We start from the raw sequence: 22,994 nt of genomic DNA, 5'->3' as shown, positions 1-22,994 counted from the left end.
GGAGCGACATGACCGCCACACGAACCCCCGACCGCGCCGACCGGATCCGCCAGGTCGTCGTCGCCGTGAGCGCGGTGCTCGCCCTCATCGGCTCGTTCATCGGCTCGGGCGCCGCGGGCGGCACGCAGATCCAGAACGCGGCCGGCGGCGCCCTGACCGCGTCCTCGACCCCCATCGCTCCCGACGGCCCCGCCTTCGCGATCTGGAGCGTCATCTACACCGGCCTCATCGCCTACGCGATCTGGCAGTTCCTGCCCTCGCAGACCGCCCGCACCCGCCACCGCCGGCTGGGCTACTGGGCCGCCGCCAGCCTCCTCCTGAACGCCGCGTGGATCCTGGTCGTCCAGGCCGGCTTCCTGACGCTCAGCGTCGTCGTGATCGCCCTGCTGCTCGCCGTGCTCGCGCGCATCTTCGTGATCCTGCGGACCACCCGGTCGGCCGGAGTGGTCGACGCGATCGTGACGGACGGCACCTTCGGGCTCTACCTCGGCTGGGTGTGCGTGGCCACGGCCGCGAACGTCACCGCCGGGCTCGTCGGCGCGGGAGTCGGCAGCGCGGACGGTCCGGGCGCCGCGGTCTGGGCGGTCGTCGTCCTCGCCGTCGCCGCGCTCGTCGGACTCCTGATCGCGGTCACCGGCCGCGGCCGCATCGCCCCGATGCTCTCGCTCGTCTGGGGACTCTCCTGGGTCGCCGTCGGCCGCTTCGCCGGCGAGCTCGTCTCGGTCCCCGCCGGGATCGCCGCGCTGGTCGCCGCCGCCGTGGTGCTGGTGGTCACCCTCCTGGTCCGCGCCACCGCGGGACGCCGAGTCAGCGCCGCCTGATCCTTGCGTGACGAAGGCCGAGAGGCCGGGACAGCCCTGGTCCGGGGCCGCCCGGCCTCTCGGCCTTCGTCGTGGCGGCGGATCAGGTGATCAGCGTGTCGACGTACTCCCGGTTCTCGTCCATCCACGCGGCGAGGGCGGCGGAGCGGTCGTCGGCCCCGTCGTTGAACAGCGCGTTCTCGAGCGAGTAGAGCGTCTTGGAGTCCATCCGGAAGTCGCGGATCCAGCGGCTCATCGTCGGGTAGTCCGCGTCGAACGCGGCCGAGCCGAAGGAGTGGATCCCCTCCGCCTGCCCGAGCAGGCCCTTCGGGTCCTCGAGGTCCTTGACCGGGAAGGCGTCGTAGGCCCAGTGCGGGCGCCAGAGCGTGACGGCGATGTTCTCGCCCGCGGCGGTCGCGCTCGAGAGCTCCTGGAGCATGGCCGGCGTCGACGAGGTGAGGTAGTCCATCCCCTCAAGGCCGTAGCCGGGGATGACGTCCTCGGTCGTCGTCTTGTTGAGACCGGAGCCGGGCTCGATGCCGATCAGGCGGTTGCCGACGACGCCCGGGTCGGCGGCGAGCTCCTCGAGGGAGTCGATCGGAGCGTCCTCGTTGACCGCGATGGTCAGCTTCGCCTCGTCGTTCCACGCGCCCAGGTCGACGATCGAGTCGCCGTACTGCTCGACGTACCGGGCGTGGGTGAGCGGCAGCCAGGTGTCGAGGGCGAGGTCGTAGTCGCCCGTCGAGAGGCCCTGGAAGCCGGGGGCGACGTCGGCGTTCTGCAGGGTCACGTCGTAGCCCTGCTCCTCGAGCACCGCCTCCCACAGAGCGGAGACGGCGATCCCCTCGTCCCAGCCCTGGAACACGGCGACGGTCAGGTCGGTGCGGTCGCCGTTGTCGACGGAGGAGGCGGTGGCGGGAGCGGCGAGGGTCGCGGCCCCGAGGGACGCGACCAGGCCGATCGAGACGACGCCGACGGCCGAGCGGGTCGCCACGACGGCGCGGCGGTTCTTCGCCCGGGCGACCCTCGCCGGCGAGGGCGAGCCCAGCGCACCGGTCATCCGGTCGAGGACGACCGCGAGGATCACGACGGAGATGCCCGCCTCGAAGCCGAGCGCGACATCGATCCGGTTGAGGCTCGCGACGACGTCGCCGCCCAGCCCTCCGGCGCCGACCATGCCCGCGATGACGACCATCGAGAGCGAGAGCATGATGACCTGGTTGAGGCCCGCCAGGATCGAGGGCAGCGCCAGCGGCAGCTGGATCTGGCGGAGGATCCGCCACTTCGAGGAGCCGAACGACTCCCCCGCCTCGACGAGCTCCGGGTCGACGCCGCGGATGCCCAGCTCGGTGAGCCGGACGCCCGGCGCCATCGCGAACACGATGGTCGCGACGATGCCGGGCACCACTCCGACCCGGAACAGGATCAGCGCGGGGATCAGGTAGACGAAGGCCGGCATCGTCTGCATCAGGTCGAGCACGGGCCGGATGACCGCGGAGGCCGTGCGGTTGCGCGCGGCGAGCACGCCCAGCGGCACGCTCAGCGCGATGGCGATCACGGAGGCGACGAGCACCAGCGCGAGGGAGTCCATCGCGTTCTCCCACTGGTCGACCCCCACGATCAGCAGGAGCCCCACGGCGGTGCCGGCCGCGAAGACCCAGCCGCGGACGGCGTAGGCCAGTACGGCGAGGAAGGCGACGATCACCCAGAAGGGCGGTGTCGCGAGGACGAGGTCGACGCCGGAGTAGAGGGCGCCGAAGACGGTGCGCAGCAGATCGAAGACCGGCTGGAAGGTCTGCGTGAGGACGTCGACGGCACCCTCGGCGAGGGCGCCGAGCGGGAGGCGGAAGCCGAGATCGGTCATCGTGCACCTCCGTCCGCCGCGAGGACGGCGTCCTCGACGGGGCCTCCGGTCGCGTGCAGGGTCGCGGTGACGACCTCGGTCGAGACGGTGGCGGGCGGCTCGATCACCGGGTGCTCGCCGGTGCGGGCGGGCACGTTGCCGAGCGCCGCGAGCAGGGTCACCCGCGGGATCGCTCCGAGCAGACGCCCGTCGGCGTCGACCACGGCGACCGGCAGCGCCGACTCGACGGCGGGCTCGATGACCTCGCTGAGGGCGGTGTCCGGACCGACGGTGACGACGTCGGAGGCGAGGACCGCCGAGAGGTCGCCGGTGCTCCGGCGCACCTGCTCGATCACGTCGCGGTCGCGGACCGTGCCCAGCAGGCGGCGTCCGCCGCCGACCACGAACGCGGCCGAGGTCTGCAGGTCGCGCATGCTCCGGAGCGCGGCGCGGGGACCGGCCGCCAGGGTGACCACGGAGCGGGCGGGCTCCATCACGGCGGAGGCGGTGAGCACGCGGGCGCGGTCGACGTCCTGCACGAACTGGGCGACGTAGTCGTTCGCCGGGTCGGTGAGGATCTCCTCCGGGGTGCCGATCTGGACGATGCGGCCGTCGCGCATCACCGCGATGCGGTCGCCGAGGAACATGGCCTCGTTGAGGTCGTGCGTGATGAAGACGATGGTCTTGCCGAGCTCGTGCTGCAGCTCGATCAGCTGCTCCTGCATCTCGCGGCGGATCAGCGGGTCGAGTGCCGAGAACGCCTCGTCCATCAGCACGATGTCGGTGTCGGCGGCGAGCGCCCGGGCGAGGCCGACGCGCTGGCGCATGCCGCCGGAGAGCTCGTCGGGCATCTTCTCGTGCCAGCCGGCGAGACCGGCGCGCTCGACCGCGAGCAGGGCCCGCTCGCGGCGCTCGGCCGCGGGGACGCCCTGGATCTCGAGCGGGTACGCGACGTTGTCGAGCACGGTGCGGTGCGGGAGGAGCGCGAAGTGCTGGAACACCATCGACACCGACGAGCGGCGCACGCGGCGCAGCTCCGCCTCGGAGACGCCGGTGATGGTGGAGCCCTCGATCAGGACCTCGCCCGCGGAGGGCTCCTGGAGCCCGTTCAGCATGCGGATCAGGGTGGACTTCCCGGAGCCGGAGAGGCCCATCACGACGAAGATCTCGCCGCGGCGCACGGTGAAGGACGCGTCGATCACCGCGGCCGTGCCGAGTCCGGCGAGCTCGCCGCGGTCGGCGCCCTCGCCCAGTCGGCGGACGACCTCGTCGGGCTTCCGGCCGAACACCTTGAAGAGGTGGCGGGCCTCGAGAGCGGGGGTCGCGGGATCGGCGCCCGCCTCGCTCCGGGGCTCGCTGATGATCTGCTGGTTCTGGTGCACGTACACTCCGTCGGCGCGCAGGGACGACGCCCTGCGCTCATCTCGTGGTGCCGGGTCGGGAGCGTGGGACAGCCGTGCGTCGAGCCTCCGCGTGCGTCCCGCCGCTCAGCGCGGCAGGGGGTGGAGGCGAGAGCGTCCGAGGCGGCCTCGGGGCCGCCTCCACTCCCGTTGACCGTACGATCGCGGCGCGTCCTGGGGGACGCCGTGCGAGCGCGGACCGGTTCATCGGGGCCCGTGAGGACCGCCGACCACGGTAGCCGCGGAGCCGCCGAGGGGCAAACGTCGGACAATTGCGGGGGCGGGTCCAGGGGTGGTGATGAACCGATCGGCGCGAGCGAATGTGCTGGTCGGAGCTGGTTTCCGTAATGTTGCGCGATCGTTACCGTGATGGCGCGGCCGGCGGCGCTCGTTCCGGCCGGTCTCCATCCGCCGCTGCTCGACCGGCGAGGAGGCCCCGCAGCTCAGACGGTGGTCTCGCCCGCCGGGCCCGAGGGGGCCGCCGCGCCGACTCCACTGACGGGCTCGCCCTGCCAGGACACGAGCGTCCACGCGTCGCCCGAGCCCTCGAGGACGACGACGCCGGTGTTGTCGAGCAGGTGGTCGGCGATGAAGCGCGCATCGAGGTCGAGGGAGCGCAGACCCGCCCAGCAGCGGATGGCCGCGCCGTGGCTGACCAGCGCGACGACCTCGTGCCCGAGCGCCTCCGCCTCCGCCACCACCGCGTCGTAGCGCGCCGCGAACTCGTCGCCCGTCTCGCCGCCCGCCAGCCGGATCGACGTCTCGCCGCCGGCCCAGCGGAAGACCGTGCCCATGTACTCCTCGACCGCCGCGTCGTCGCCGCGCATCTCGAGCCGCGCGGCCGCGACCTCGCGGATGCCGTCGCGCTCGATCGGCTCGAGCCCGAGCGCCGCGGCGAGAGGGGCGGCCGTCTCGTGGGTGCGGACCATCGTCGAGACGAGCAGCGCGCCGATCCCCTCGCCGGCGAGCCGACCGGGCAATGCCGCGGCCTGGGTGCGGCCGAGGTCGGTGAGCCCGGGTCCGGGGATGCGGGTGTCGAGGAGCCCGGCGACGTTGGAGGGGGTCTGGCCGTGGCGGATCAGGAGGAGGCGCATCCGCCCACGCTAACCGCGGAGGCTGGGCTTCCGGGGCGCGCGGTCGCGCTCGCTCCCGCCGTTGTGCGGCGAGTGCGGCGCTGTCACGATGTGCGGGGACGCTCCCGGACCGGGAGCCGCAGACGGACGGGACGGGCGGACATGGCCTCCGAAGACGGTTTCTCGAAGGACGAGCGCGCGGCGATGAAGCAGCGCGCGGCCGAGCTGCGGGCGGAGGCGAAGCGGCAGAAGAGCGCCGACAAGGCCGACGCCGACCGCAGGGACGCGGAGGCCGCGATCGCCGCGATGACCGACGAGGAGCGGCCGATCGCCCAGATGCTGCACGACGTCGTCGGCGAGACCGCTCCCGACCTCCTCCCGAAGACCTGGTACGGCTTCCCCGCCTACGCGCGCTCCGACGGCAAGGCGATCGTCTTCTTCCAGCCCGGCGCGAAGTTCGGCACGCGCTACTCGACCCTCGGCTTCCAGGACGGCGCGCAGCTCGACGACGGCACGATCTGGCCGACCGCCTACGCGCTCGTCTCCGCCGACGCCGAGACGCGCGCCGCCGTCACCGAGCTGGTCCGCCGCGCGGCCGGGGCCTGATCCCGTGGCGCACGTCTACGACGAGATCGACGAGAGCCTCTCCTCCTGGATCCACGAGCAGCCGATGTGGTTCGTCGCCACCGCGCCCCTCGCCGCGGACGGGCACGTCAACATGTCGCCGCGCGGCCACGACTCGTTCTCGATCCTCGGCCCGCGGCGGGTCGGCTGGGTCGACTACACGGGCAGCGGAGTCGAGACGATCGCGCACCTGCGCGAGAACGGGCGCGTGTGCTTGATGTTCGCGTCGTTCGGATCGCGTCCGCGCATCGTCCGCCTGCACGGCACCGGCTCCGTGCACCTGCCCGGTTCGGAGGCGTTCACCGAGGTCGCGGAGCAGCACCCCGAGCACCCGAGCACCCGCGCGGTCGTCACCGTCGAGCTCACCCGCATCAGCGACGCGTGCGGCTGGGGCGTGCCGGTGATGGAGCCGGTCGGCGAGCGCGACCTGCTCCTCCTCCAGGCCGAGAAGAAGGGCCCCGACGGCATGGCCGAGTACCGCGCCACGCGGAACGCGGTCAGCATCGACGGGCTGCCGGGCTACCCGCTGGACTGAGCGGGCGGGACGCGGCCGCAGCGCGGCGCGCACGAGCACGCCGACCGGCTCGAGCAGGGTCTCAGTGACGACGGCGAGCGGGTTCGACCCGGTCGGGCGGGAGTCGACGGAGAACCGGGTCTTCGTCATTCGCCAAGTCCTCGACCGCTGACCGCCGCTCAGCACGACCAGACGTGCATCACGGTCCGTCTCCCGTTCGGGAACCCTGGTCGATCGACGTGTTCGTCGTCGGTGCGGGTCTGAAGCGGGCGCTCCTCGCGGGGTCGATGACCGGCGGCCTCGTCGACGGGTACACCGCCGCCGTCTCAGGGAGATCGCACAGCGCGACGGGACCGGTTCGCGGAAGCACGCACGAGGACGCTTCGCATACGTCCCCAGGGTACTCCTGGGACCAGTAGTCGGCCCGGATCTTCAGGAGGGGCCCTCGACGGTGGAAGCCACCGAGATGGAGCGAGGGTCCCGGAGGGTTCCCGCGATGCGTGTCTGCTGGGTCCTTTCGAGCTCGCTCGACAACTGCTCGGGAGTGATTCGCGTCGGGCGGGACGACCGCGAGCAGCCGCCGGCATCCACCGGAGGCGCATTCGACGGTCCCGCTGACGAGCTCGCTCCCCTGCGGAAGGTCGATGGCCGAGGCCGCCGACCGCGCTGGTGAGGCTCATCCATGGGTCGGGACGAGAGCGAGCTCCGGGGAGCTCCGGCCGATCCCAGGAGGGGCGGACGTGGAGCGCGACTGAGGCCTGCTCGATCGACGGTCGGATCGGACGGCGTCCACACCATCGGCCCCGCAGAGATCCCCTGGCCGATCCGCCCGCCGCTACCCCCGCTCGTCGACGGCCCGGATCGAGAACAGCTCCTGCGGGGTGCAGTCGAGCGCGTCGCAGATGAGCGTCAGCGTCGTGAAGCGGATCGCGCGGGCGCGGTTGTTCTTGAGGATGGAGAGGTTCGCCATCGTGATGCCGGTGCGGGCAGAGAGGGCGGTGAGGGTCACGCCGCGCTCGGCCAGCACTGCTCCGAGGTGGCAGTCGATCCGGTGCCTCTCGTCGTCGGCGGGCTCAGACAACGCCGTCGACGTCCCGTTCGAGCTTCGCGCCGGCGCGGAACGCCGCCGTCAGGGCGAGGGCCACCACTCCGGCGAGCAGGACGGGGACGGGCCACTGCGGCAGGTTCGTCCCGATGGCCTGGTAGTCGCCGCCGAGGAAGGCATCGCGCTGCTCGTCGGTCACCCGGCCGGCGGCGAACAGCAGGCCGATGCCGGAGCTGAGGTACAGGCCCGCCGCGGTGTCGGCGAGGCCCTGCGCCACTCCTCCGATCAGCAGGGCGAGGCTCAGACGGCGCCAGTTCGCGAGGACGAAGGGGTCGAACGGGCGTCCAGCCGCGATGCCGCGGAGGACCCGCAGGAGGAAGACCGTGGCGAGGACGATGGTGACCGCCTGGAGGAGGCTCGGCAGCGCACCGAGCAGGCGGAGGGAGAGAGCGGCGTCGGCGAGCGTGGGCGCGGTGCCCTCGCGCGGCTCGGCCTGCAGCAGCTGCGGGAGGCTCCGGAGCGGGAGGCGGCCGTCCGCTCCCCCGAAGACCAGCAGGGTGCGCCCGGTGGTGACCGTCCAGGTCTGCAGGAGCGCGGTGAGCACGGAGAAGACCGCGACGATGAGCAGGACCGCTCTCGCCACCCGGAACACGCGCGGACGCTCCCGGACCGGTCCGCTGGGGATGACACTCGTCATGACGTACTCCTTATCGATCGTCGATGTTATCGAGTATCGATACTACGCACGCCGGTCCGCCGATGTCGACCCGCGGAGCCCCACCGACCACGGAGACGGCGGGAGGGGTGGTTGCCCGCGGCGAGGAGCCCGATCTAGCGTGGAGGAATGTCGGATGCGAGGGAGCGCGCCGCCCGGTACCGGGCCGGCGCCGCGGGCGAGGAGGAGTCGGAGCAGCCCGCCCTGCCCGAGGATCCGCTCGAGCGGGCCGCGTTCGTCGAGACGGCGATCCAGCTCGCGATCCGCCGCGGCGACTTCGACGACCTGCCGGGATCGGGGAAGCCGCTCCCGGACCTGGGCGCGGCCCACGACCCGGACTGGTGGATCCGTCGCAAGATCGAGCGCGAGAACCTCACCGGGATCGGCCCGGCCGCCTTCCTCCTCCGCGCCGAGGACCGCGCGCTCGACGAGCGCCTCGACCGCCTGCACCGCGAGGAGGAGGTGCGCGCCGAGCTCGCCGACTTCAACACGCGGGTGATCGAGGCACGCCGCCAGCTGCTGGGCGGGCCGCCCGTCGTCACCCCGCTCCGGGACGTCGACGAGGAGGTCGCCGCCTGGTCGCAGCGGCGCGCCGATCGCGCCGCCGCGACCGAGGCCCGGGCGGCCGCCGAGCCGGAGCGGTCCCGCCGCTGGTGGTCGCGGCGGCGCTGACGTCCCCGGAAACCGGACAGACCTGCCCCTCCCACTGGGGTCCCGCCCCGGGAAACCGGGCCGGAGCGCGCCTCCGAATCATGCGTACACATCAAGTCGACCGGAGTCCGCATGCTCACCGCCACCACCCCCGCACGCCTCCCGAGGGCCCGCACCTCGACCCTCGCCGCGCCGCCGCTCGCACTGCTCGAACCCGACTCGGACCGGATGCTCGTCATCCGCGCCGCGGAGGGCGACGACCGCGCGTTCGCCACCATCGTCCGCCGCTACACCGGGCTGCTCCGCGCGACGGCCGCCCGCTCCCTCCGCAGCAGCGCCGACGTCGACGACGTGGTGCAGGAGACGTTCCTCGCGGCGTGGACCCACGTGGACAGCGTGATCGACGGCGAGACCATCGCCGGCTGGCTCGTCACGACCGCCCGCCGCCGCAGCGTCGACCGGCTCCGCTCCAGCGTCTCGCGGCTGCGAGCCGAGCTGGACGACGAGTTCCCCGCCTCCGCTGCCGACGACCCGGAGCACGCTGCGCACTGCGGATCGCTCGCCGCCGACGCCAACCGGGTGCTCGCCGCGATGCCCCCGGCCCAGCGCCGCTGCTGGGAGCTGCGCCAGCTGGAGCAGTGCAGCTACGACGCGATCGCGCACGAGCTGGGGCTCACGACCTCGACCGTCCGCGGACTGCTCGCCCGCGCCCGCGGGACCCTCCGCACGGAGCTCGCCCACTGGCGCTGATCCGCGCTGCGGATCTCGGCGCAGGCGACCAGGCGGGGGCCTTCAGCGGAGGAGGACCGGCCCCGCGCCGATCCGCACCCGGAACAGCGAGTACGGGTACGTCCGCAGATCCGTGCCGCCCTGGTAGTCGGCCTGGCGGTGCAGCTGGTTCGCGGTGACGTACAGGTGCTCGTCCGTCGCGATCGACATGGTGTCGGGCCAGAGCAGCCGCTCGTCGTGCACGATCGTCTCCATCGTGCCGTCGGTGCGACGGCGGACGATCGCGTTGTTCTCGTAGCTCGTGGCGTAGAAGCGGCCCAGCGCATCCGTCTCGAGGCCGTCCGCTCCCCCGCCCTTGTCGCCCTCGTCGACGACGGTCGCCGCGACGTCCTCGTCCGGCACCGACCGGTCGACCAGGGCCGACGTCGCCACGCTGAACCAGCGGCGGGAGGCGAGCGGGCAGTACCAGAGGCGCTCGCCGTCGGCCGAGATCGCGATGCCGTCGGCGCCCATCGTCACCGGCTGCGGGTCGCCGTCTGCCGGGCGCTTCATCAGCACGCGGCCCTCGGCCATCGGCACGAGCTCCGGAGGAGTGAGCGCCTTCGTGCTCGGGTGGTCGTGCAGGCGGCGCCAGGCGGTCCCTGTGTCGAGGTCGACGACGATGATCCCGTTCGGGCCGGAGTCGGCCGAGTCGGTGATGTAGGCGATGCCGCGCCGCAGATCGAAGCGCACGTCGTTGAGGTAGGTGGTCGGCAGGGCGACGTCCGGCTCGAGGACGATCACCTGCTCGACGGTGTCGGTCGCCAGGTCGACGCGGACGAGCTTGGGGCCGCCCTTCTTCGTCGGCTCGAACATCGGGCTGCCGGTGTCGAGGATCCAGAGCCGGTCGGCCGGATCGACGACGATGCTCTGCACCGAGACGAGGGCGCCGGCGTCGTCGACTCCCGACGGCGTGTTCCAGGCCTCGTCCGGGTAGGGCACCGCCGCTCCGTCGACCAGCTCCACGACCGTGGCCGGGACCTCGTCTCCCCACTTGGGGAAGTTCACGAAGATCCGCCCGGTGTGCGAGACGCTGACGCCGGTGGGCATCGGCCCGCTGGTGAAGGCGTGCACGAGCTCCAGCTCGCCGAGCGGCTCGTCGACCGGGCGCGTGCCGCGGGTCTCGTCGGTCGGTCCCCAGAATCCCATGGTGCTCTCGCTGTCCTCCCGCCGGCGCGGGCTCGTGGCGGTCTCGGTGCCGGTCGGGTGCGGAGTCGGTGCCCGCCGCGATCGGTGCTCCTCATCCTGCGCGTCGGCGCCGGTCGGCGGGGAGGAGGTGGCGGAGGAGGCGGCGAGCGCCTAGCATCCGGCCGCCGCGGGCGACCCGGGAGCCGCGACCGAGGAGGCGGAGGAGGACCGGCCCGCGTCCGACTTCGGCACGGCCTTCGCGAAGGGGCTCAGCATCGAGACGGGGCAGTGCCCGGTGGAGCGGGTCGCCTCGGCGGCCGCTCCCGCCGCCCGCAGTGCACCGCCCCCGCCGTCGCGCTCACCCGCTGGTCGGCGGATCGACGGACCACTGATCCGCCGGCCGTCCGCTTCCGGACATGACCGCTAGAGGGCGTTGCCACTGCGGCCGCTCACCTGCCACGGTCGCAGAGCGACCGACGACGGTCCACCGATCAGAAGGACCGAGGCCCGCTCATGGACGACTCCTCTTCGACCGAGACCAGCACGAGCGAGATGACGCCCGAGGTGCTGGCCGCGTTCAGCGACGCCTGGACCCGCCACGACCTCGAAGCGCTGATGAGCCACATGACCGACGACTGCGTCTACGGCGCGTCCGTCGGCCCCGAGCCCGGCCGCACCTGGACGGGGAAGGAGCAGGTCCGCGAGGGATTCGCGCTCATGCTCGCCTTCGACACCGGACAGGAGCGGCACGAGGAGGGGGCTCCCCTCATCGCCGGGACGCGCGGCGCGGCCACCTGGTCCTTCACCGGGACCGGCCCCGACGGCCGACCCCAGGTCACGCGGGGCTGCGACATCTACGAGTTCCGCGGCGGGAGGATCGCCCGCAAGGACGCGTTCCGGAAGGTCTACCGGGCGGACGAGGAGTAGTCCAGGTCGGCCTCCCTCGCGCAGCGGAGCCGGAGCGGCGTCCTCGTACCGGGTGGCCCCGCGCCTCCCCGATCGCGCAGACTGGCTCGATGGCAGCGGCGTCGGCACCGGTCGGATGGGGACGTCTGCCCGCCGTCTCGTGGCTGATGGTGCGCGCCTTCACGCGGCACCGCGACCTCGCCGTCCTGGCCTTCCCGACGGCGCTGCTCTCGCTCGCGCCCTCCGTGATCCGCCGCGCCGCCCATGAGACGGCCGACCGGAACGGGCTGGTCGTGTTCGGGCGCTACCGGCCTGTCGCCGACGCCCTGGTGAGCATCGCCGTCACCGTCCCGGTCGTCCTGCTGGCCGTGGTGGCGGCCGTGTGGGTCGCGCTCTCGGGGCTGCTCGGCGCGGTCCTGGTCCTCGCGGCGCTCCTCGGCGGAGCCGTGGGGGCGGGGGCCCTGCTGGTCGGGACCCCCCTCACCGCGGCCGTCGGCGCGGAGACGCCTCCCGGGCGGCGGTGGACGGTGATGGCGCTCTCGCAGCGACCCGGGACCCGCCTGTCGGCGCTGCTCGCGACGAGGGAGCTGCTGGCCACGGTCCCCGCGGGAGGAGTCGTCGTGGCGGTCGCCGCCGACGAGCGGCTGGCGGACAGCTACTCGCGCCTCGGCTTCTCCCGGGGACGGGGCCTGCGGGTCTTCCAGCAGGTCTGAGGGGCACCTCATCGCCGGACGGAGGCCACCGGCGGCTCGATACGGTGGGGATCGTGCAGTGCGGCTGAGGCCTTCCCGATCCCCGTCGCTCCGTCCCGCTCCCTCCGGCCCGCTCGGGCGCGATCGAAAGGCTCCCGTGTCCGCACTCCTCCCCCTGCAGGGCAGGACCGCTCTCGTCACCGGCGTCTCGCGGCGGCGCGGCATCGGATTCGCCGTCGCCGCGAAGCTCGCCTCCCTCGGCGCGCACCTCGTCGTCCACCATCACCGCCCTCACGATCTCGACCTCCCCTGGGGAGGCGACGACCTCGACGCGGTCCGGTCCGAGCTCCGCGCGCACCTCACGGAGGGCGCGCGGTTCACCGACGTCGCCGCGGACCTGGCCGATCCCTCCACGATCCCCGGTCTGATCGCCACCGCAGCCGACCTCACCGGGAGCCTGGACGTCCTCGTCTGCAACCACGCGAAGAGCGGTGACGACGGCAGCATCCTCGACATGACGCCCGAGCGGCTCACCGCGTTCTGGGACGTCAACACCCGCTCCACCCTCCTGCTCACCGCGGAGTTCGCGCGGCTCCGGGCTCCCCGCACGGACGGACCCCGCCGGCCCGGCGACCGGATCGTCGGGGCCGGACCCTACGCCCGGGCACAGGGGCACGTGTTCTGGATGACGTCCGGCCAGATCCACGGCGCGATGCGCGGAGAGGTCGCCTACGCCGCGAGCAAGGCCGCACTCGCCGGCGTCACCGCCACGGTCGCCGCCGAGCTCCTGGAGCTCGGGATCGTGCTCAACACGATCGATCCCGGTCCGGTGAACACGGGATACCTGGACCCGGAGACCACCGACCGGTCGCTCGAGGACCTCGAGGAGTACGTCGCGACCACGCCCTTCGGCCGGGTCGGCGCGCCGGCGGACCCCGCGGAGCTGATCGCATGGCTGGCCACGTCGGCGGGCAGCTGGGTCGTCGGGCAGGTGCTCACGACCGACGGCGGGTTCAGCCTGTGACCGGAGCGGCGGGGAGCCGTCCGGCGCCGACGACCGGCGCGGCCGGGCCCGGGGATGATGGGCCCATGGGAACTCGTGGGGCCGGAGTGCTGTGGGTGGTGAGCGCGCTCGCCTATGTGGGAGCGGAGGCGGTCGCCGCGTCCGCGTTCCCGGGCTACAGCTACGCACGGAACTACATCAGCGATCTCGGCGTGCCCGAGGTGGGCGTGTTCCAGGGGCGCGCGATCGACTCGCCGCTGCACGCGGTGATGAACGCCGGATTCCTCCTGCAGGGGGCGCTCTACCTCGCCGCCGCCGTCACGACCGTGCGGGCGGCGCGGGGCGGATCGCGGGGGCTGTTCCTCTCCCTCGCCGTGGTCTACGCCGTGGGCATCGCCGTGGTGGGCCTCGTGCACGGGAGCAGCGCCAGTGCGCAGAACGGGATAGGCGGCCTGCACGTGGTCGGCGCCGCGATGGCGATCGTCGGCGGCAACGCGGCCTCGATCGTCGCCGGTGCCGCGGCCCGTCGCGGCCGCGCCCCGTGGGCGCTCGGGACGGTCGGGATCGTGCTCGGCGCGGCCGGCCTGCTCGCGCTGCTGATGCTGCAGGTCGACACCCGCGTGCCCGGCGTCGATCTGCTGCCCGACGGCGTCTGGGAGCGCGCCTCCGTCTACGCCGTCACGGCCTGGCAGCTCGCGACCGGCCTGCGGCTGCTCCGGCGGCCGGAGGTGCCGCGGCAGCCGCGGCCTCCTCAGACCGCGGGCAGCGGCGCTCCGATCCGGTAGAAGCGGTCGGCCGTCGCCGCGAAGACGTCGCGCCGCTCCGCAGGCGAGAGTGCCGCGGTGAGCTCGTCGAACGCGGTGTACAGCTCGGAGAAGCTCGAGTAGAGGCTGTCGACCGGGAAGTTGCTGCCGAGCATCGTCCGCGCCGGCCCGAACGCCTCGAGCGTCTCGTGCACGAACGGCGCGATCGACGCGCGGGTCCAGGAGTGGTCGTTCGTGCCGATCGCCGAGATCTTCACGACCGTGTTCTCGCGCTCAGCGACGGCGCGCAGCCCCCTCCGCCACTCGTCCACCGAGTCGGGGTCGCGGCCGATCGGCATGCCGAGGTGGTCGAGCACGATCGCGGTGCCGGGAAAGGCGCCGGCGAGCTCGGCCGCCTCCTGCAGCTGCGAGGGGAACACCTGCAGGTCGAACGACAGGCCCAGCGGCTCGAGCCGCGCGAAGTGCGCGCGCCAGACCGGATCGGCCGAGATCCCCGGCCGATCGCGGTGCGTGAAGACCGGATCCGGGTGCCAGTTCAGGATGTCGCGGACGCCGCGCGTCACGGAGTACCCGGCGTGCTCCTCCAGCTGCCGGGGCGCGTCGGCGTTCAGGAGCGACACGTGCGCGACGTGCACCGTCGGCACCGGGCGCTCGCGGGAGAGGGCGTCGATCCAGGCCGTCTCGGCGAGCGCGTCGGCCGCGCCGTTCTCGACGTGCACGGAGGCGACGAGGGTCACGTCCCGGGCGTCGGCGAGGTAGTCGTCGACGCTGTAGGAGCGGCGGATCGGCCGGTCGTCGCCGTGGTAGCGGAAGGGCTCGGCCGGCCCCTCCAGCCACGGGTAGGAGCGGCGGAGATCCGTCAGGTGGTGGTGGGCGTCGATGACGACGAGTCCGTTCATGCGTGCCTCCCCGGGGTCGGAGCGCCGAGGCGCGCGATCGTCCGGACGACGCCGGTGTGGTCGAGATCGCCGTCGCCCTCGGCGACCATCCTCTCGAACAGGCCGGCCACGGCGGTGATCGCGGGCAGGACGACGCCCTCGGCGTCCGCAGCCTCGCGGACGTAGCGGAGGTCCTTCAGCTGGTTGCGGGCGCTGCCGCCCTCGGCGAAGTCGTCCTCCAGCCACTTGGCGCTCTTCTGCTCGAGCACGGTGGTGCGGGCGAGGCCGCCCTGCAGCAGTTCCACCATCACCTCCGGGTCGAGTCCGGCGGTGCGGGCGAGCAGCAGGGCTTCGGAGACGACGGCGACCGTCCCGGCGACCACGATCTGGTTGCAGAGCTTGGCGGTCGCTCCGCCGCCGCTCGGGCCGAGGTGGCGGACCGTGCGGCCGAGCCGCGCGAGCACGGGGAGGACGCGGGCGACCGCCTCCGTCTCTCCGCCCACCATGATGCTGAGGGTCGCGTCCCGGGCGCCGACCGTGCCGCCGCTGAGCGGGGCGTCGACGACGCGGACGCCGTGCTCCTCGGCGAGACGGGCGGCGAGCGCGGCCACCGCCGAGGGCGAGACGGTCCCGTGCACCACGAGCACCGGATCCGCGATGCCCTGCTCGCGCCAGCCGGCAAGCAGGCCGTCCTCTCCGTCCAGCAGCGACTCGACCTGCGCGAGGTCCGGCAGCACCGTCAGCGTGATGTCGGCCGCCGCCTCGCGCGGAGTCGCCGCCACACGGGCCCCGAGCGCGGCGAAGGGGTCGGCCTTCGCGCGGGTGCGGTTCCAGACCGCGAGGCCGCCGCCGTCGACGAGGTTCCGCGCCATCGGGGCGCCCATGGGTCCGAGGCCGAGCAGCGAGAGCGTCACGGGGCGACCTCGGCGAGCTGGTCCGGCGCCACGTCGTCGAGCAGCACCGCGGCCTCGAAGCCGAGCAGCTCGCGGGAGCGGGTGAGGTCGAGCCCGACGGAGCGGCCCGGCAGCTCGCCACGCGGCACGCCGGGGGCGATCGCGTCGAGGGCGGCCACGGTGTCGCCGCGGAGGTAGGTGAGCGGAGCGGCGACGAGGATCCCCGGCGCGGGAGGCGTGTCGTGCAGCAGCGCCGCGAGCACCGAGCGGGCGGCATCGGCCGCGTCGAGGTAGCTGAAGCCCTCCGCCGCCTGGCGGCGCGGGTCGGCGGCGATCGCGGTGCGCAGGTGCTCGCCGAACCGCCGCCCGCCGTCGAGGGTGATGTCGCGCACCAGCGGGAAACGGAGGCCGGTGAGCTCGAGGCCCCAGGTGGCGTGCGCCATCCGGGCCGCGTCCTCGCTCGCGAGCTTCGAGAGCGAGTACTCGTCCGAGATCCGGGGCGCCGCGTCCTCGGAGTAGGGGAACACGGGCGGGAGCGCCTGCTCGGCCCCGAGGGGGTAGCCGTTCGCGTTGATGCTGGAGGCGTAGACGACCTTGGCGACTCCGGCCGCCGCGGACGCCGCGAGCACCGCGAAGGTGCCCACGGCGTTCACGCGGTAGGTCTCGACCGCGTCGGCCATTCCGAGTCCGGCGTAGCCGCCGAGGTGGACGACCGCGTGCTGGCCGGCCAGCGCCTCGGCGAGGACGGCCTCGTCGGTCACGTCGCCGACGACGGTCCGGACGGCCGGGTCCGCCCCCGCGTCGCTGCGGTCGAGGACGGTGACGACCGCTCCCTCCGCCAGGAGCGCCGCGACGGTGGGCCGCCCGATGAGGCCCCAGCCGCCCGTCACGAGGACCCGCGCGCCGTCGAGGGCGGTCAGCGCCGTCACGCGTTCACCGACGGCGTCGACTCGGTCGGAGGAGCGGCGACGTCCTCCTGCTTCTTCCTGCGGCCTCTCGAGAACATCGGCCAGCCCTTGCTGCCCTGGTCGAGCGTGACGGCGATCAGGACGACGAGGCCGGTGACGATCTGCTCGTAGAAGCTCGGCACGTTCAGAAGCACCAGGCCGTTGGTGAGCGCGCCCAGGATGAGCGCGCCGACCAGGGTGCCCGCGATGCGGCCCTCGCCGCCCATCAGGTTCGCTCCTCCGATGACCGCCGCGGCGATCGCGGTGAGCTGGTACGGGCTGCCCGCGTCCGGCTGCGCGGCGTTGATGCGGGCGACGATGACCAGGCCGGCCAGGGCCGAGAGCCCGCCGGAGATGCAGTAGACGGCGATCTTGACGCGGTGGACCCGGACCCCCGAGAGCCAGGCGGTCTCCTCGCTGCCGCCGACCGCGATCACGTTCTGGCCGAACACGGTCTTGCGCAGGAGCAGCCAGGCCGCGACTCCGACGACAGCCACGATGACGACCACGACGGGCACGCCTCCGATGTAGCTGTTGAGCAGGAGGATGAACTCCTTCGGCACGTCGTAGACCGGCTTGCCGTTGGTGGCGACGTAGGCGCCTCCCTGGAACACGCTCATCGTGCCGAGCGTGGCGATGAAGGGCGGCAGGTTCAGCTTGGTGACCAGCAGGCCGTTGATCCCTCCGCAGATCAGGCCGAGGACGATGCCGGCCGCGAGACCGAGCAGCGGGGGCACGCCGCCGTTGACCATCAGCGAGGCGCTGACGATCCCGACGAAGCTGGCCATGGCGCCTACGGCCAGGTCGATGCCGCCGGTGATGATGACGAAGGTGAGGCCGATGCCGATGATGGCGTTCACGCTGGCCGACACCGCGACGTCGCGGAGGTTGCCGATGGTGAGGAAGTTGGGGTTCAGCACGCCCAGGATGACGAAGAGGACGACGGCGGCGATGTAGATGCCGAAGGCCTGCAGGTTGAAGGAGCGCCGGCGCGGGGTGGCGACGCTCCCGGTCTCGGGGGAGGTCATGAGGTTCCTTTCGCCACGCCCATGGCGTTGGCCACGATGCTGTGCTCGGTGATGTCGTCGCCGACGTGCTCGGAGACGAAGCGCCCGGACCTCATCACGAGGACCCGGTCGCTGATGGAGATGATCTCGGGCAGGTCGCTCGAGACGACGATCACGGCGTGCCCCTCGGAGGCCAGCTGATCGATGAGCTCGTAGATCTCGACCTTGCCGCCGACGTCGACGCCCTTGGTCGGCTCGTCGAAGAGGAAGACGCTCGCTCCGAGCCAGATCCACTTCGCGATCACGATCTTCTGCTGGTTGCCGCCCGAGAACTGGCGGGCGTTGAGGCGGACGTCGGCGGGACGCAGCGACATGCGCCGGCCCATCTCCTCCGCCGTCTCGATCTGCCGCTTCGTGCTGATGAAGGGGCCGAAGCCGTTCAACTGCCGGTCGGAGGTGAGGGCGACGTTCGCGTAGGCCGGGGTCTGGAGGACGAGGCCCTGGTGCTTGCGGTCCTCGGGGATGAACGCGATGCCGGCGTCGCGGCTGTCGCGCGGCGAGCGGATGCGCAGCGGACGGCCGCCCAGGCGGACGGTCCCCTCGGTGCCGTCGTCGGCGCGGATGAGAGCGCGGAGGAACTCGGTGCGGCCGGAGCCGACGAGGCCGGCGATGCCGACGACCTCGCCGCGGCGGACGCTGATCGACTCCGGTCCGACTCCGCTCGGGTGGACGACGCCCGTGGCCTCGAAGTGCACCTCGGCGTCCGGGGCGACCGGGTGGCGCCGCTCGAACGAGAGCAGCTCCCGGCCGACCATCCGCCGCACGATGTCCTCGGACGAGGTCTCGCCGATCGGAGCGTCGTAGGCGGGCCGGCCGTCGCGGAGGACGACGACCGTGTCCGACACGCTCATCACCTCCGGCATCTTGTGCGAGACGTAGATGACGCCGACGCCCCGCCCGTGGGCGATCTCGCGGACCCGGGTGAGGACCCCCTCGACGTTGTGCTCGAGCATGCTCGTCGTCGGCTCGTCGAGCGCGACGATCTTCGCGCCGAACGCGAACGCCCGGGCGATGGTGAGCGCGTGCCGCTGCGCCGGGCTGAGCCGGCCGACCGGGGTCCTCGCCTCCATCGGGAAGCCCATCAGATGGACGTCCTTGAGGGCCCGGTCGATGTCGTCCTGGGCGGACGCGCGCTGCTTGCGCGTCCGCCCGAGGAGCAGGTTCTGCATCACCGTGAGCTGGGGCACGATGGCCGGCTCCTGGTGCGCGATGCGGACCCCCTCGGCGAGCGCCTGGCGGGAGGTGTACTCCATCCGCCGGACGCCGTCGATCGTGATCGAGCCGCGGTCCGGGCGCAGGGCCCCGCCGAGGATGTTCAGCAGGGTGCTCTTGCCCGCGCCGTTCTCGCCGGCGAGGGTGCGGATCTCGCCGCGGTCGAGCGTGAAGCTCACGCCGTCCAGGGCGCGGACGCCCGGGAACGATTTCGCGATGCCGCGGACCTCGAGCAGATGCTCGGCCATGTTCCGTCTACTTCCTTGTCGAGGAGGTCGTGGGGAGGGAGGAGGTGACGGGTTACGGCATCCCGGTCTCGTACTGCGCGACGTTGGTGCTGTCGATGATGAACGCGGGGACGTCGATCCACGCGGGGACCTTCTTCCCGGCGAGCAGGTACAGCGCGGCGTCCACGCCGGTCGCGCCCTCGGTGGTGGGCAGCTCGCTGACGGTGGCGGTGTAGTCGCCGGCCAGGATCTGCTTCTTCGCCTGCGGGATGCCGTCGGTGCCGACCAGGATCACCTTGCCGGTGAGGCCCTTCGCGTCGATGGCGGCCTGGACGCCGAGCGCCATGCCGTCGTTCTGCGAGTAGAAGGCCGCGATGTCGGGGTTCGCGGTCAGCATCGTGGTCGCGATCTCCTGCGCCTTGGTCTGGTCCCACGAGGCGGTCTGGGAGGCGACGAGCTCGAGGTTCTCGTGCTTCGCGAGGGCGGCGGTGAAGCCGTCTCCGCGGTTGATCGCGTTGGAGGAGCCCGGATCGCCCTCGATCATCGCGACCTTGCCGCCGTCGGGCAGCTTGTCGGCGATGTAGTCGGCGGCGGTCGCGCCGATGGTGGTCGCGTCGGGTCCGACGTAGACGGTGCCGGCCACGCCGCTCTTGGCGTCGTTGAGGACGATCGCGGGGATGCCGTCGGCGAGCGCCGACTCGAAGATCGAGTCGAGGCCCGTGGCCGAGATCGGCGAGGCGAGGATGGCGGAGCAGCCCTGGTTCATGGCGCTCTTGGCCTTGTCGAGCTGCTCGGTGATCGAGGACTCGTCGGTGACGTCGAAGGTCTGGTAGTCGACGCCGAGCTCCTTCGCGCGGTTCTCGAAGCCGTCGCGCTCGTAGCCCCAGAACTCGTTGGAGAGGGTGCGGGTGATGTAGCAGAGCTTCGCGCCGTCCGGCACGGTGGGGGTGCCGAGCGAGGAGGCGACCTCGTCGGCGGGAGTCTGCGCGGAGGCGTCGACGAGCGACACGATGTCGGCGCCGGAGCCGGAGCCGCCGGCGGATCCGCCGCCGTCTCCGTCGGGCGAGGCCGAGCATCCGGCGAGGAGCGTCAGGGAGGCGAGGCCGGCGAGGGCGACGCCGGCGGCGCGGGTGGGGAACGACATGGGAGGGGGGCCTTTCGTCATTGGAAGGTAGGGGGGATCAAGGGGAATCGGGGGGGGTGGTCCGGGCCGGGCGGAGGGGGGCCGCCCGGCCCGGGGTCGGATCAGGAGGCGAGCAGCGCCTCGGTCTCGCGGCGCAGCTCGAGCGCCTCGGCGAGGGACTCGTCGATGATGACGTCGTCCCAGCCGACCGTCGCGCCCTGCGCGATGTCGTTGCGCAGCTCGACGTGGTGGGCGAGCGCGACGGGGAGGGCGCCGGTGGCGACCGAGTGCTTCGCGGAGACGAGCTTGCCGTAGACGGTGAAGCCGCCCTCGCCGTCGAGGAACTCGCCGGCCTTGAGGTCCTTCTTGGCCGTCGCGACCACGTCGCCGTAGAAGCCCTCGGGGTGGCCGGTCGAGATGCCGCGCAGGGCGGCGTTGGCGATCGACATGTTCAGCTCGAGGCCGACGTAGTGGTACGGGCGGTAGAGCGCCGCGTACTGCTTGGTCGGGTCCGGGTGCCACGGGTACTCGTCGAAGCAGGTCGACACGTAGGGGTTGGTCGCCTTGACGACGACGTAGACGCCCTCCTGGGTGTTGTGCGGGATGAGCGCGCCGTCGCGGGTGACGCTCGACATCACGTCGACGGTGCCCTCGTGGTCGAGCGCTCCGCCGATCGAGCGGGGGCGGCTGATCGTGGCGATCTCCTCGACGTCGCCCGGGGTGAAGGTGAGGCCGGCGTCGGAGGGGACGAGCCCGGCCGCGTTGGCGACAGCGGCCATCTCGATGGCGGCCTTCGTGCCGTCGCGGAACGAGGTGTGCATGTAGGGGTTGAGCTGGCCGGAGTCGGTGAGCTCCTTGCTGAACTCCCAGTTCTCCCAGACGTTGTCGGGATTCATCTGGTGGTAGTGCTCGAGGTACTTGGCGCCCTTGCCGGCGCAGACGACGTCGAAGCCGCTCGTGCGGGCCCAGTCGACGAGCTCCATGATGAGGGCCGGCTGGTCGCCGTAGGCCATCGAGTAGACGATGCCCGCCTTCTCCGCCCGCTTGGCGAGCGCCGGTCCGGCGAGGGCGTCGGCCTCGACGGTGACCATGATGATGTGCTTGCCGGTCTCGATCGCTCGGAGGGCGTGGTGCACGCCGACGATGGGGTTGCCGGTCGCCTCGACGATGACGTCGATGTCGTGCTCGAAGAGGACGGCCGCGTTGTCGACGATGGTGGTGGTGCGGTTGGCGAGCGCCTCGGGGATGTCGGCGGCCATCGCCTCGGCGGGCCAGTCGACCAGCTCGAAGGCGCCGCGGGCCCGGGCCACGTTCACGTCGGCGATGGCGACCACGTGGACGCCGGGGATGTTGCGCGCCTGCGAGAGGTACATGGTGCCGTAGCGGCCGGCGCCGATCAGCCCGACGCGGATGGGGCGGCCCTCGCGTTCGCGATCGCCGAGGAGTTTGTACAGGTTCACGTTGACCTCTCTGGTCCGGTGGCGCACGGACGCGGAGAGCCGCCGGTGAGGGCGGTGGACGTCGTCGTCGTGCGCAGTCTTCTTCGGAGGAATTCTGCTGACCGGTCGGGGTGGAACCGGTACCAGTTTTGTACCAGCGCCCGTTAGGCTGTGTCAACAGCAGTTCGCATCGCGGCGTTCGACGAGGACCCCGCCGGCCCCCGGGAGGACCCGTGCAGAAAGCTCCGACGATCCGCGACGTCGCCCGCACCGCGGGCGTCTCGGTCTCGGTCGTCTCCCGTGTGCTCAACGACGGCACCGGCCCGGTCGCGGTCGACACGCGGCGCCGCGTGGTCGAGGCGATCGACGAGCTCGGCTTCCGCCCCCGCGCCGCCGCCCGCGAGCTCAGCCAGGGGCAGGCCCTCGCGATCGGCCTGGTCCTGCCCGACCTCACCAACCCGTTCTTCGCCCGCCTCGCCGACAAGGTGGTCTGGGAGGCGCGCGCCCGCGGGGCCCAGGTGCTCCTGGTCACCACGCAGGAGGACTCCCACGTCGAGGGCGAGTCGCTCACGAGCCTGCTCGACCGCTCCGTCGGGGGCGTGATCGCCACCCCCTCCGGCGACAACCTCGAGAAGTGGTCGCGCCTGCGCCGCGCCGGGGTCGACGTGGTCTTCGTCGACCGCACCACGCCCGGGCTCGACGACGTCGACGTCGTGAGCATCGGCAACTCCGCCTCCGCCGCCCGGGCCACCGACCACCTGATCGCGCTCGGCCACACCCGGATCGCGATCCTCTCCGGACCCGCGCACACCTCCACCGGCCAGGCCCGCGTCGCCGGGTACCGCGCCTCCCTCACCGCGGCCGGCCTGCCTCTGGACTCCACGCTCGTGCGCGACGTGCCCTTCCGCGGCGACGTCGGCGGCGAGGCGGTCGCCGCCCTCCTCGCGCTGCCGGAGCCGCCGACCGCCCTCGTCGTCGCCAACACCGCGCAGGTGCGCAGCGCCGTGCACCGGCTCTTCCAGCTCGGGATCCGGATCCCGGACGCCCTCTCGGTCGTCGTGTTCGACGACAACCCGTGGAGCGAGCTGGTCACCCCGCCGCTCAGCGTCGTCCGCCAGCCGATCGACATGCTCGCCCGTCACAGCGTCGAGCTCGTCCTCGCCCGCATGCAGGGCCGCCTCCCCGAGGCCCCGCAGCACATCGAGGTGCAGGCCGACCTCGTCATCCGCTCCAGCTGCGCCGCACCCCCGCAGCGCTGATCCCCCTCCCCCTCCGAAAGGCA

General features: G+C 72.8%; 23 protein-coding genes. 10 read left to right on the top strand and 13 right to left on the bottom strand.

Annotated features, from left to right (window positions below; translation table 11 throughout):
* Nucleotides 1-8: 8 nt before the first annotated feature.
* The gene (locus GSU40_RS04710; protein ID WP_104224878.1) at nucleotides 9-821 is read left to right on the top strand and encodes a tryptophan-rich sensory protein; all 813 of its coding nucleotides are present in this window, start codon (nucleotides 9-11) and stop codon (nucleotides 819-821) included.
* A gap of 82 nt (nucleotides 822-903) precedes the next feature.
* Here GSU40_RS04710 and GSU40_RS17200 read toward each other — a convergent pair whose 3' ends face one another.
* The 3 genes from GSU40_RS17200 to GSU40_RS04695 all read right to left on the bottom strand — a co-directional run bounded on the left by GSU40_RS17200 (nucleotide 904) and on the right by GSU40_RS04695 (nucleotide 5,137).
* Nucleotides 904-2,664 carry an ABC transporter permease/substrate binding protein gene (locus GSU40_RS17200; RefSeq protein ID WP_104346475.1) on the bottom strand — a complete coding sequence of 587 codons (1,761 nt, stop codon included), beginning with the start codon at nucleotides 2,662-2,664 and terminating at the stop codon, nucleotides 904-906.
* Entirely contained in the window at nucleotides 2,661-4,004 is a 1,344-nt protein-coding gene (locus GSU40_RS04700; RefSeq protein ID WP_160036133.1) for a glycine betaine/L-proline ABC transporter ATP-binding protein, read from the bottom strand. Before GSU40_RS04700 ends, GSU40_RS17200 begins: the two co-directional genes overlap by 4 nt.
* 482 nt (nucleotides 4,005-4,486) lie before the next feature.
* Complete coding sequence (locus tag GSU40_RS04695; RefSeq protein ID WP_160033884.1) at nucleotides 4,487-5,137, bottom strand: histidine phosphatase family protein; 651 nt, start codon at nucleotides 5,135-5,137, stop codon at nucleotides 4,487-4,489.
* Nucleotides 5,138-5,278: 141 nt separating this feature from the next.
* Between GSU40_RS04695 and GSU40_RS04690 the strand changes: the two genes are divergently transcribed.
* A complete protein-coding gene (locus GSU40_RS04690; protein ID WP_104227361.1) occupies nucleotides 5,279-5,722 on the top strand; it encodes a hypothetical protein in 444 nt (147 codons plus the stop codon).
* A gap of 4 nt (nucleotides 5,723-5,726) precedes the next feature.
* Nucleotides 5,727-6,275 carry a pyridoxamine 5'-phosphate oxidase family protein gene (locus GSU40_RS04685; RefSeq protein ID WP_104234560.1) on the top strand — a complete coding sequence of 183 codons (549 nt, stop codon included), beginning with the start codon at nucleotides 5,727-5,729 and terminating at the stop codon, nucleotides 6,273-6,275.
* A gap of 814 nt (nucleotides 6,276-7,089) precedes the next feature.
* Here the strand turns inward: GSU40_RS04685 and GSU40_RS04680 are convergent.
* Together GSU40_RS04680 and GSU40_RS04675 are read right to left on the bottom strand one after the other, a co-directional pair.
* A complete protein-coding gene (locus GSU40_RS04680) occupies nucleotides 7,090-7,335 on the bottom strand; it encodes a helix-turn-helix domain-containing protein (RefSeq protein ID WP_104224883.1) in 246 nt (81 codons plus the stop codon).
* The gene (locus tag GSU40_RS04675; RefSeq protein ID WP_104227364.1) at nucleotides 7,328-7,996 is read right to left on the bottom strand and encodes a hypothetical protein; all 669 of its coding nucleotides are present in this window, start codon (nucleotides 7,994-7,996) and stop codon (nucleotides 7,328-7,330) included. Before GSU40_RS04675 ends, GSU40_RS04680 begins: the two co-directional genes overlap by 8 nt.
* 147 nt (nucleotides 7,997-8,143) lie before the next feature.
* On the opposite strand from GSU40_RS04675, the gene GSU40_RS04670 reads away from it, so the two are divergent.
* Both GSU40_RS04670 and GSU40_RS04665 read left to right on the top strand, forming a co-directional pair.
* Nucleotides 8,144-8,686, top strand: coding sequence for a DUF1992 domain-containing protein (locus GSU40_RS04670; protein WP_160033882.1), 543 nt, complete (start codon nucleotides 8,144-8,146; stop codon nucleotides 8,684-8,686).
* 111 nt (nucleotides 8,687-8,797) lie between these two features.
* Nucleotides 8,798-9,415 carry a sigma-70 family RNA polymerase sigma factor gene (locus GSU40_RS04665; RefSeq protein ID WP_160033880.1) on the top strand — a complete coding sequence of 206 codons (618 nt, stop codon included), beginning with the start codon at nucleotides 8,798-8,800 and terminating at the stop codon, nucleotides 9,413-9,415.
* A 42-nt stretch (nucleotides 9,416-9,457) separates the two neighbouring features.
* On the opposite strand, the gene GSU40_RS04660 is transcribed toward GSU40_RS04665, so the two are convergent.
* Nucleotides 9,458-10,582: an L-dopachrome tautomerase-related protein gene (locus tag GSU40_RS04660; protein ID WP_160033878.1), complete on the bottom strand. Its 1,125-nt coding sequence runs from the start codon at nucleotides 10,580-10,582 to the stop codon at nucleotides 9,458-9,460.
* 492 nt (nucleotides 10,583-11,074) lie between these two features.
* Between GSU40_RS04660 and GSU40_RS04655 the strand changes: the two genes are divergently transcribed.
* The 4 genes from GSU40_RS04655 (at nucleotide 11,075) to GSU40_RS04640 (ending at nucleotide 13,947) form a co-directional block, all read left to right on the top strand.
* Nucleotides 11,075-11,488 carry a nuclear transport factor 2 family protein gene (locus GSU40_RS04655; RefSeq protein ID WP_208543359.1) on the top strand — a complete coding sequence of 138 codons (414 nt, stop codon included), beginning with the start codon at nucleotides 11,075-11,077 and terminating at the stop codon, nucleotides 11,486-11,488.
* Between the two features lie 89 nt (nucleotides 11,489-11,577).
* Nucleotides 11,578-12,180: a hypothetical protein gene (locus GSU40_RS04650; protein WP_160033876.1), complete on the top strand. Its 603-nt coding sequence runs from the start codon at nucleotides 11,578-11,580 to the stop codon at nucleotides 12,178-12,180.
* Between the two features lie 136 nt (nucleotides 12,181-12,316).
* Nucleotides 12,317-13,183: an SDR family oxidoreductase gene (locus GSU40_RS04645; protein WP_244229595.1), complete on the top strand. Its 867-nt coding sequence runs from the start codon at nucleotides 12,317-12,319 to the stop codon at nucleotides 13,181-13,183.
* A gap of 65 nt (nucleotides 13,184-13,248) precedes the next feature.
* Nucleotides 13,249-13,947: a DUF998 domain-containing protein gene (locus GSU40_RS04640; protein ID WP_104346466.1), complete on the top strand. Its 699-nt coding sequence runs from the start codon at nucleotides 13,249-13,251 to the stop codon at nucleotides 13,945-13,947.
* Here GSU40_RS04640 and GSU40_RS04635 read toward each other — a convergent pair.
* The 7 genes from GSU40_RS04635 to GSU40_RS04605 form a co-directional block, all read right to left on the bottom strand.
* Nucleotides 13,914-14,825, bottom strand: a complete 912-nt coding sequence (locus tag GSU40_RS04635) for an amidohydrolase family protein (protein WP_160033874.1) — start codon at nucleotides 14,823-14,825, stop codon at nucleotides 13,914-13,916. The two genes, GSU40_RS04640 and GSU40_RS04635, sit on opposite strands and share 34 nt — an antisense overlap.
* Nucleotides 14,822-15,718, bottom strand: coding sequence for an NAD(P)-dependent oxidoreductase (locus GSU40_RS04630; protein ID WP_244229594.1), 897 nt, complete (start codon nucleotides 15,716-15,718; stop codon nucleotides 14,822-14,824). The genes GSU40_RS04635 and GSU40_RS04630 overlap by 4 nt, the downstream gene beginning before the upstream one ends.
* Nucleotides 15,715-16,626: an NAD(P)-dependent oxidoreductase gene (locus GSU40_RS04625; protein WP_160033872.1), complete on the bottom strand. Its 912-nt coding sequence runs from the start codon at nucleotides 16,624-16,626 to the stop codon at nucleotides 15,715-15,717. Before GSU40_RS04625 ends, GSU40_RS04630 begins: the two co-directional genes overlap by 4 nt.
* Nucleotides 16,623-17,672 carry an ABC transporter permease gene (locus tag GSU40_RS04620; RefSeq protein ID WP_104239249.1) on the bottom strand — a complete coding sequence of 350 codons (1,050 nt, stop codon included), beginning with the start codon at nucleotides 17,670-17,672 and terminating at the stop codon, nucleotides 16,623-16,625. The genes GSU40_RS04625 and GSU40_RS04620 overlap by 4 nt, the downstream gene beginning before the upstream one ends.
* Nucleotides 17,669-19,171 carry a sugar ABC transporter ATP-binding protein gene (locus tag GSU40_RS04615; protein WP_104239248.1) on the bottom strand — a complete coding sequence of 501 codons (1,503 nt, stop codon included), beginning with the start codon at nucleotides 19,169-19,171 and terminating at the stop codon, nucleotides 17,669-17,671. The genes GSU40_RS04620 and GSU40_RS04615 overlap by 4 nt, the downstream gene beginning before the upstream one ends.
* Before the next feature lie 52 nt (nucleotides 19,172-19,223).
* Nucleotides 19,224-20,294 carry a substrate-binding domain-containing protein gene (locus GSU40_RS04610; protein WP_104346463.1) on the bottom strand — a complete coding sequence of 357 codons (1,071 nt, stop codon included), beginning with the start codon at nucleotides 20,292-20,294 and terminating at the stop codon, nucleotides 19,224-19,226.
* 101 nt (nucleotides 20,295-20,395) lie between these two features.
* A complete protein-coding gene (locus tag GSU40_RS04605; protein WP_104251308.1) occupies nucleotides 20,396-21,733 on the bottom strand; it encodes a Gfo/Idh/MocA family oxidoreductase in 1,338 nt (445 codons plus the stop codon).
* A gap of 212 nt (nucleotides 21,734-21,945) precedes the next feature.
* On the opposite strand from GSU40_RS04605, the gene GSU40_RS04600 reads away from it, so the two are divergent.
* Nucleotides 21,946-22,971, top strand: a complete 1,026-nt coding sequence (locus tag GSU40_RS04600; RefSeq protein WP_160033870.1) for a LacI family DNA-binding transcriptional regulator — start codon at nucleotides 21,946-21,948, stop codon at nucleotides 22,969-22,971.
* Nucleotides 22,972-22,994: the final 23 nt, after the last annotated feature.

It is taken from the genome of Rathayibacter sp. VKM Ac-2805 (assembly GCF_009834265.1).
In the GTDB taxonomy this organism is placed as follows: domain Bacteria; phylum Actinomycetota; class Actinomycetes; order Actinomycetales; family Microbacteriaceae; genus Rathayibacter.
The sequence above is the reverse complement of the archived record's forward strand: the minus strand, read 5'-3'. Positions and strand labels throughout refer to the sequence as shown.

Bases quoted from the DNA above. Each gene is read 5' to 3' on its own strand.
- GSU40_RS04635 (WP_160033874.1), bottom strand. From the start codon at position 14,825: ATGAACGGACTCGTCGTCATCGACGCCCACCACCACCTGACGGATCTC.
- GSU40_RS04695 (WP_160033884.1), bottom strand. From the start codon at position 5,137: ATGCGCCTCCTCCTGATCCGCCACGGCCAGACCCCCTCCAACGTCGCC.
- GSU40_RS04670 (WP_160033882.1), top strand. From the start codon at position 8,144: ATGTCGGATGCGAGGGAGCGCGCCGCCCGGTACCGGGCCGGCGCCGCG.
- GSU40_RS04660 (WP_160033878.1), bottom strand. From the start codon at position 10,582: ATGGGATTCTGGGGACCGACCGACGAGACCCGCGGCACGCGCCCGGTC.
- GSU40_RS04615 (WP_104239248.1), bottom strand. From the start codon at position 19,171: ATGGCCGAGCATCTGCTCGAGGTCCGCGGCATCGCGAAATCGTTCCCG.
- GSU40_RS04640 (WP_104346466.1), top strand. From the start codon at position 13,249: ATGGGAACTCGTGGGGCCGGAGTGCTGTGGGTGGTGAGCGCGCTCGCC.
- GSU40_RS04620 (WP_104239249.1), bottom strand. From the start codon at position 17,672: ATGACCTCCCCCGAGACCGGGAGCGTCGCCACCCCGCGCCGGCGCTCC.
- GSU40_RS04665 (WP_160033880.1), top strand. From the start codon at position 8,798: ATGCTCACCGCCACCACCCCCGCACGCCTCCCGAGGGCCCGCACCTCG.
- GSU40_RS04650 (WP_160033876.1), top strand. From the start codon at position 11,578: ATGGCAGCGGCGTCGGCACCGGTCGGATGGGGACGTCTGCCCGCCGTC.
- GSU40_RS04710 (WP_104224878.1), top strand. From the start codon at position 9: ATGACCGCCACACGAACCCCCGACCGCGCCGACCGGATCCGCCAGGTC.
- GSU40_RS04655 (WP_208543359.1), top strand. From the start codon at position 11,075: ATGGACGACTCCTCTTCGACCGAGACCAGCACGAGCGAGATGACGCCC.
- GSU40_RS17200 (WP_104346475.1), bottom strand. From the start codon at position 2,664: ATGACCGATCTCGGCTTCCGCCTCCCGCTCGGCGCCCTCGCCGAGGGT.
- GSU40_RS04690 (WP_104227361.1), top strand. From the start codon at position 5,279: ATGGCCTCCGAAGACGGTTTCTCGAAGGACGAGCGCGCGGCGATGAAG.
- GSU40_RS04675 (WP_104227364.1), bottom strand. From the start codon at position 7,996: ATGACGAGTGTCATCCCCAGCGGACCGGTCCGGGAGCGTCCGCGCGTG.
- GSU40_RS04610 (WP_104346463.1), bottom strand. From the start codon at position 20,294: ATGTCGTTCCCCACCCGCGCCGCCGGCGTCGCCCTCGCCGGCCTCGCC.